Raw genomic sequence first — 7,535 nt, 5'->3', positions numbered from 1 at the left:
CCGAGACACGCACGTAGTCGCGTTTCAAGGTTCGCACGAACGCTTCGGCCATGCCGTTGCTCTGCGGGCTCTCCAGCGGCGTCGTCTTCGGTATCAAGCCGAGTTCGCGGGCGAAGCGGCGCGTGTCGCGGGCGACGTAGCAACTGCCGTTGTCAGTCAGCCACTCGATCAGGCTCGGTAGCTGGTTGACCGCCCCGAAGCGATGCTCGACGGCCGCCACCATCAGGTCGCGGACGTCCTCGCCCGTGATGCCCGCCGTGGTCGCCACGTAGCTCATCGCTTCCCGATCGCAGCAATCGACTCAGCGCCGCCGCCGCCAAGGTCGGCGCGGTGGTGGAGCTGATCGGGGCCATCGCGCGTCAGACCAACCTGCTGGCGCTCAACGCCACCATCGAGGCGGCCCGCGCCGGAGCGGCGGGGCGGGGCTTCGCGATCGTGGCGAGCGAGGTGAAGGACCTCGCCGCGCAGGCGGCCCAGGCGACGGGCGACGTCTCGGGACAGATCAGCCGCATCCAGGGCGTGACCGATCAGGCGGTCGCGGTGATCGCCGCGATCACCGCACGGATCCGCGAGATCGACGGGGTCGCCGCCAGCGTCGCGGCCTCGGTGGCGCAGCAGGAGACGGCCACCCGGGCGATCGCCCGCAACGTCGTGCAGGCCTCCACCGGGGCCCGCGCGGTGACCACCACCATGGCGGCCGTTGCCGCGGCTGCCGGAGAGACCGGGACGGCCGCCGATCGGGTGCAGGCCTGCGCCGCCGCGCTGGCCCGCCAATCCGCGGACCTCGGTGGTGAGGTTCGGCGCTTCCTCGCCACGATCCGCGCGGCGTGAAGACCCGACCGCGACCGCCGGATGGCTGCCCTGCGCGGCACCCCCTGACAGGGACTGGCCCGGCACGCTAAAGCCCGCCGACCCGGCCGCCCATCCGGGTCGACCGGGAGGACGCCGTGGGCCTCGTCTACGCGCTCGCCGCCTATCTGAGCTGGGGCCTCCTGGTTCCGGTGCATTTCCGGATGCTCGGGGCCTACACCCCGTATCATATCCTGGCGGAGCGCATCGTCTGGTCGAGCCTGTTCGCCGGCGCGTTGGCGCTGGTCCTCGCGGCGCGCCACCGCCTGAACCTGCCGTTCCCGCTGCGCAAGCGGCACGCGCTCCTGCTGCTCTCGGCGGCCATGATCGGCGTGAACTGGCTGCTCTACCTCTACGCGGTCAGCAGCGGGCACCTACTCGACGCGAGCCTCGGCTACTACATCAATCCCCTGGTCAGCGTGGCGTTCGGGCGGGTGGTGCTGGGCGAACGGCTGCGGCCGGCGCAGGCGCTGGCCATCGGCATCGCCGCGACGGGCGTCGCCGTCGCGGTGGTCTGGGCCGGTGAACTGCCCCTCATGTCGCTGTCTCTGGCGGTGAGCTTCGCACTCTACGGGCTCGCCCGGAAGATCGTCGCCGTCGACGCGCTGGTCGGATTCCTGGCCGAGACCCTCCTGCTCCTGCCGGCCGCCATCGTCTGGCTCGTCCTCTCGCCCGAGCCGTTCCTGCCGTCCGCGCCGGGCGACCGCGCGCTCCTGATGCTCACGGGCCTGACCACCGCGCTGCCGCTGATCTGGTTCGCCGCCGCGGCGGTGCGCCTGCGGCTCACCACCCTCGGCCTGCTGCAATACGTGGCGCCCACCTGCCTGCTTCTCCTCAGCGTCCTCGTCTACGGCGAGCACGTCGAGCCGCACCGGGCGCTCATGCTGGCGCTGATCTGGGTGGCGCTCGCGCTCTACACGGTGGACGCCCTGCGGTTTCGCCGCCTGCCGGCCGCGGCGTCGCCGCGGTCGGATCCGGACGCGATGCGTGTATAAGGAATACTGGTATAGGCCGCCGCTGGGGCGGATGACGGGACAGCGTCGGGTCGATGAGCGAGACTGAGAGCGGCCCAGGATCCGTGACGGATGCCGATTACCGCAACCTCGCCGAGACGCTGCCGCAGCTCGCCTGGATCGCCGAGGCTGACGGCACGATCATCTGGTACAATCAGCGCTGGTACGATTTCACCGGCACGTCCCTCGAGGACATGCGGGGATGGGGCTGGCGCACGGTCCATCACCCGGATCACGTCGAGGCGGTGACCGAGCGCTACCGGGCCGCGATCACCCTGGGCCGGTCCTGGGAGGACACGTTCCCCCTGCGCGGGCAGGACGGGACCTATCGCTGGTTCCTGTCGAAGGCGCTGCCGCACCGGGACGAATCCGGGCGGATCCTGCGCTGGTACGGGACCAACACCGACATCACCGGCCGCCGCGCCATCGAGGAGCGCCTGCGCCATTCCGAGCAGCGGTTCCGGGCGCTGGTCGACGCCTCGGCGGCGGTGATCTGGAACACCAACGCGGCGGGCGAGCTGATGCCGCCGCAGGTCCGCTGGAGCATCTATACCGGCCAGACCGAGGAGGCCTACCAGGGCTGGGGCTGGCTGGACGCCGTCCATCCCGAGGACCGGGGTCACGCGGCCGATGCCTGGGCCGCCTCCGTGGAGGCGCGGGCGCTCTACGAGGTCGAGTACCGGCTGCGCCGCCACGACGGGGCTTGGCGCACCATGGAGGTGCGCGGCGTGCCGGTCCTCGCGGAGGACGGTTCCCTCCGGGAATGGGTCGGCACCTGCGTCGACGTCACCGACCGGAAGGAGGCCGAGGAGGCGGTGGAGCGCGCCCGCCAGGCCGCCGAGGCGGCCAACCGGGCGAAAAGCCAGTTCATCGCCAACATGAGCCACGAGCTGCGCACGCCGCTCTCGGCGGTGATCGGCTATTCCGAGATGCTCGGCGAGGAGCTGGAGGATATCGGCCAGGCCGCCCTCCTGCCCGACCTGCGCAAGATCGAGGCGGCCGCGCGCCACCTGCTGTCGCTGATCAACGACGTCCTCGACATCTCGAAGATCGAGGCCGGCCGCATGACCGCCTCGGCCGAGACCTTCGCGGTGGCGGACCTGCTCCGCGATGTCGGCGATTCCACCGGTTCGCTGATGGAGAAGAAGGGCAACCGCTTCGTCCTCGATGCCGGCGAAGGGGCGGGCGCCGATCTCGGGTCCATGCACCAGGATCAGACCAAGATCCGCCAGTGCCTCGTGAACCTGCTCGGCAACGCCGCCAAGTTCACCGAGAAGGGGACGATCACCCTGACGGTGCGGCGGCACCGGGAAGAGGGGGCGGACTGGCTGTCCTTCGCGGTCGCCGATACCGGGATCGGCATGACCGAGACCCAGATCGGGCGGCTGTTCGAGCGCTTCGTCCAGGCCGACGACTCGACCACCCGCCAGTTCGGCGGCACGGGTCTCGGGCTCGCCATCACCCGCGCCTTCTGCGAGGCGATGGGCGGCGACATCGGCGTCACCAGCGTTCCGGGGGCGGGGGCGACCTTCACGGTCCGCCTGCCCGCGATCCTGAGCCCCGAGGATGCGCCGACGGCCGAGGCCGAGGCTCTCACGCCGGTGGAGCCGCACGAGGAGCACGAGACGGTGCTGCTGGTCGACGACGATCCGGCCGCCGGGGAGCTGCTCCAGCGCTTCCTGGAGCGCGAGGGCTTCCACGTCCGCAGCGCCAATGACGGCCGGGCCGGCCTGACGCTCGCCCGGGCGCTCCGCCCGCGGGCGATCTTGCTCGACGTCGAGATGCCCCGCATGGAGGGCTGGGCGGTGCTTCACCCCGTGCGCAACGATCCCGAATTGGCCGGGACCCCGGTGATCATGACCTCGGTGGTGGCCGAGCAGGGGCTCGGCCAGGCGCTCGGCGCCACCGACTATTTCGTCAAACCGATCGACTGGGACCGGCTCAAGGGCCTGATGGAGCGCTACCGGCCCGAGGCGCCGAACGAGGCACGGGTCCTCGTGGTGGATGACGATGCGGATGCCCGGGAGCGCCTGCGCCGCTCCCTCGGCCGGGAAGGCTGGACCGTCGACGAGGCGGAGAACGGCCGGATCGCCCTGGAACGCTTCAGCCAGGCCCGGCCGAGCCTGATCCTGCTCGACCTCATGATGCCCGAGATGGACGGGTTCGGCTTCCTGCGGGCGCTCCGCTCGCGGCCCGATGGCGACGTGCCCGTGGTGGTGCTGACCGCCAAGGAGATCACCACCGCCGAGAAGGAGAGCCTGAACCGGCAGGCCGACCGGGTGATCGCCAAGGGCTCCATGAGCCTCGCGGAGATCGGCCGGCAACTGCGCGTCCTCTACGCGCGTTCGGCGAACGAGCCGGTTCCGGGACAGCTTCAGGGCCTGCTCGCGCAGCTCGCGGAGCAGGAGGGGGGAGAGAGACCATGAGCGATCCCGGGATCGATGCGGACAAGGCGGTGGCCATCCGCCTGCGGGCACGGCTGGCGGTTGTGGAGCGGGCGGCGTGGTTCGGCCTCGTCCACGCCATGAAGACGCGGCCGGCCGAGACCGAAGCCTATTTCGCCTCCGAGCGGGCGCGCTGCACGGAGGGGTTCGGCAGCGGGGCCTGGGCCAAGGATCTCACCGACGCCGAGCGCCGGATGCTGGCCGCGGAAGTGGATGCCGGGCTGGCGCAGTTGCTGGAGGAGGCCCGCGCCGAGGTGTGAGACGCCGCCGCCCCCTCGCGGGCGCGGCGAAGTCCTCCGATTGCGCGACACCGGGAGGCCGCATTCGGTCGTGGTTCGCTTGGCCGCGCGCGAGGACAGCGCGGGCAGCATCGACCGGGATGCCGTGGCACTGCCCGTGCGGGACAATCCGCAGGCGGAAGCAGATCACGCCTGCGCCGGTCAGCCCCGGAGCAGGGTGGGGACGGCGAAGATCTTTTGTAGATCCGGGCCAATCACACGCCATCGCGCAACGGCGCGATTGGCGTCCCGGCAAGGATCCGGCCCGCGCATCAACGTCGCCGTCCCAGCCGCCCGCGCGGCGATCACATCCATACGACAAATGCTCGACATTCAATACAACAACGAGGCTTGAATAATATAAGTTCGGCCAAGAAATGCGTTAGATAGCGACAGGCAAAAGAGCCAGGCCGTCGCGAGACTCCGTGGTCCGGCCAAACCTGCCGGATCCGGCGCGGCATTCGCTATGTCACAGGCTGCGCGCTTGGCCTGCTCACGAAAATTGAGACCAATCATTTCTTCGAGAACAAGTCGAGACATCGCGAAGCGCGAAAACATTCTTCCGGCCTAGTACCGACGGCATGGGCGGCTGGCTGTAGTCCTCAGTATTCCGGAACAACGAATCGTCCGCGTTCACGCCCGGAGCTTCGACGTCGTGGAGGCTCGGAGCTCCGGCGGTCGAAACCGGCAGATTTTGACGCCGTTCGGCAGGACATCCGAGCTTGCCCGACACCTTCAATTTTTGGTTGTTACACCCGGCCGTCTATGGGGGCACGCCCAGAGAATTCTTCACGATGATGATTTAGTTTGCGCACATCTTTGTGGTGCATGATGATCCTATGGATCTCTTCGTCGCAGCCCTTCTGGACAGTCAGGCGGCCGGTTTCGCCCTGGCCGCGATGGTCATCTGCTTTTTCAGTGCGTGGCTGCTCGTCCACTTCATCCGGCAAGCGGAGAGCGCTTCGGCGCGCGTCAGGAGGCGCTGGCAACTCGGAACGGCCGTGGTTGCCGGGACCGGCGTTTGGACCACCCACTTCGTCGCGATGCTCGGGTACCGGACCGACCTCCTTCTGAATTACGAGGCGGCGACGACCCTGGGCTCAGCGGCCGTGGCCATTGTCGCGGTCGGCGGGCCGCTGGCCCTGTCGACGCAATGCGCGCGGACATGGACGCGCGCGGCAGCCGGCGCGGCGGCGGGCTTGGGGATCGGCGGCATGCACCTCATCGGCATGGCCGCGTTGAAGGGCTGCAGCCAAACGCAATCGCCCGACCTCGACATCTTGCCAGCCTCATCGGCGGCATCTGTATGGCGTTGGCTCGGACCGTGGCGCGACATGCCCGTCCACCGCTCGTCACCCTGGTTCTCATCGTGTCCGCGGTCTGCGGCACGCACTTCATTTCCATCGCCGGCACCACCCTGGTCGGAGCGCGGTCCGATCAGCTCCTGCCGATCATGCAGGTCCAACTCGCTGCCCTCGCCGCGACGGGCGCCGCCATCCTCCTGCTCGGCACATTGCTCGCCCTGCTGGTTGCCAAGCGCTTCGAGGGGCAGGAGGCCACGCACGCGCGAATCCTGGCGACGACATTGCAGAACATGTCGAACGGGATCCTGAAGGTTTCCGGCGCCGAAGTCGTCGAGTTGTACAACGAGAAACTGTGCACGATGCTCAACCTGCCGCCGGGAAGCATGGCCCGAGGCATGAGCTTATCGACGTTTCTGGATGTGACCGGCCGCGCCAATGCCTGGGACGAAACCCGCATCGCGCGGGTGCTGGCGAATCATCGGACCTGGATGGCCCGGAGCGAGGAGACGCTCGTCGAGCATACGTTCGACGACGGCCGGATCCTGTCCATCGCCTGTCAGCCCATCGACGATGGCGCGGTGCTGACCTTCGACGATGTTTCGCGGGAGAAGCAGGCGCAGCGAGAGATCCTGCACCTCGCCTACCGTGATCCCCTCACGGGTCTGGCAAATCGCCGCTCGCTCATCGAACACATGGCGCTCGTCCATGAGACCGGACAGGCCTTCACGCTCCTGCTGATCGATCTCGATCGGTTCAAGGCGGTCAACGACACGTTCGGTCACGGCGTCGGCGATCGCCTGCTCGTCACCGTTGCCGCGCGCCTGCGCGCCCTAGCGGGCGCGTCAGGGTTCGTGGCGCGCCTGGGCGGCGACGAGATGGCCGTGGTCACACAGGCGGATGCCGATGCAGCGAGCCGCCTGGCCGAAGACATCATCGTGGACGTCGAGAAGCCGTACGCCTTCAACGACCTCACGGTCATGGTCGGTTGCAGCATCGGCTTGAGCGACAACGCGGATCGGTCGAGTCCGGAAGAGCTGCTGCAGCGCGCCGACATCGCTCTGTACGAGGCGAAGCGTCACGGACGAGGACGCGCGGCGCATTACGCGTCGGGCATGATGGAGGCCGTCGCCGAGCGCCACACCCTGGAGAACGACATCCGGATCGCCTTGACGGAGGGGCAGTTTCATCTCGCCTACCAGCCCATCATGGCGCTCGCCGATGACGCTGTCGTCGGCTTCGAGGCGCTGATCCGGTGGCAGCATCCGACGCGGGGTCTCGTCGCGCCGGCAAGCTTCATCCCGGTGGCGGAGGAGACGGGGCTGATTGTGCCGATCGGGACCTGGGTGCTGGGCGAGGCGTGCCGCCAAGCCACCCGCTGGCAGCCGCATCAGCATGTCGCCGTGAACGTCTCGGCCGTCCAGTTCCGCTCGCCGATGCTTCTCGCCCACATCACCGCAGCTCTGGCCGAGAGCGGGTTGCCGCCGCACCGATTGGAGATCGAGTTGACGGAGACGGCGCTGGTCGAGGACGGGCGTCAGATCGCCCACACCCTCTCCGCCCTGCGCCAGCTCGGTCTCAAGATCGCGATGGATGATTTCGGGACCGGCTACTCGTCCCTCGCACACCTGCGCGATCTGCCTCGGACCG

The 7,535-nt window shown here is 68.9% G+C and carries 6 protein-coding genes and 2 pseudogenes; 6 read left to right on the top strand and 2 right to left on the bottom strand.

Features of this window, described 5'->3' with window-relative positions; genetic code table 11:
* Nucleotides 1-301, bottom strand: a pseudogene (locus I53_RS16640) (DDE-type integrase/transposase/recombinase); the annotation flags it as partial.
* A 29-nt stretch (nucleotides 302-330) separates the two neighbouring features.
* On the opposite strand from I53_RS16640, the gene I53_RS30480 reads away from it, so the two are divergent.
* From I53_RS30480 to I53_RS16620, 4 genes are all read left to right on the top strand, one after another.
* Entirely contained in the window at nucleotides 331-831 is a 501-nt protein-coding gene (locus I53_RS30480; protein WP_051044848.1) for a methyl-accepting chemotaxis protein, read from the top strand.
* 116 nt (nucleotides 832-947) lie between these two features.
* The gene (gene rarD, locus I53_RS16630; RefSeq protein WP_043352599.1) at nucleotides 948-1,844 is read left to right on the top strand and encodes an EamA family transporter RarD; all 897 of its coding nucleotides are present in this window, start codon (nucleotides 948-950) and stop codon (nucleotides 1,842-1,844) included.
* A gap of 53 nt (nucleotides 1,845-1,897) precedes the next feature.
* On the top strand, nucleotides 1,898-4,288 hold the full coding sequence (locus I53_RS16625; RefSeq protein WP_043352598.1) for a PAS domain-containing hybrid sensor histidine kinase/response regulator: 2,391 nt from the start codon (nucleotides 1,898-1,900) through the stop codon (nucleotides 4,286-4,288).
* Nucleotides 4,285-4,566 (top strand): hypothetical protein, encoded by a 282-nt coding sequence (locus tag I53_RS16620; protein WP_043352597.1) that lies wholly within the window; start codon nucleotides 4,285-4,287, stop codon nucleotides 4,564-4,566. The genes I53_RS16625 and I53_RS16620 overlap by 4 nt, the downstream gene beginning before the upstream one ends.
* 767 nt (nucleotides 4,567-5,333) lie before the next feature.
* Here the strand turns inward: I53_RS16620 and I53_RS33990 are convergent.
* On the bottom strand, nucleotides 5,334-5,522 hold the full coding sequence (locus I53_RS33990) for a hypothetical protein (RefSeq protein ID WP_187294365.1): 189 nt from the start codon (nucleotides 5,520-5,522) through the stop codon (nucleotides 5,334-5,336).
* Here I53_RS33990 and I53_RS36175 point away from each other — a divergent pair.
* Nucleotides 5,484-5,711, top strand: a pseudogene (locus tag I53_RS36175) (MHYT domain-containing protein); the annotation flags it as partial. The gene I53_RS33990 and the pseudogene I53_RS36175 sit on opposite strands and share 39 nt — an antisense overlap.
* Before the next feature lie 38 nt (nucleotides 5,712-5,749).
* Nucleotides 5,750-7,535 (top strand): EAL domain-containing protein (locus tag I53_RS16610; RefSeq protein WP_251982341.1); only part of this gene is annotated, 1,786 nt, incomplete at its 3' end.

Origin of the sequence: Methylobacterium sp. B1, from assembly GCF_000333255.1 — a bacterium.
Lineage (GTDB): Bacteria > Pseudomonadota > Alphaproteobacteria > Rhizobiales > Beijerinckiaceae > Methylobacterium > Methylobacterium fujisawaense.
Note: the sequence above shows the minus strand (reverse complement) of the source record. Positions and strands in the feature narration are given on the sequence as shown.

Coding starts and splice junctions, on each gene's coding strand:
- I53_RS16620 (WP_043352597.1), top strand. CDS start 4,285: ATGAGCGATCCCGGGATCGATGCGGACAAGGCGGTGGCCATCCGCCTG.
- I53_RS16625 (WP_043352598.1), top strand. CDS start 1,898: ATGAGCGAGACTGAGAGCGGCCCAGGATCCGTGACGGATGCCGATTAC.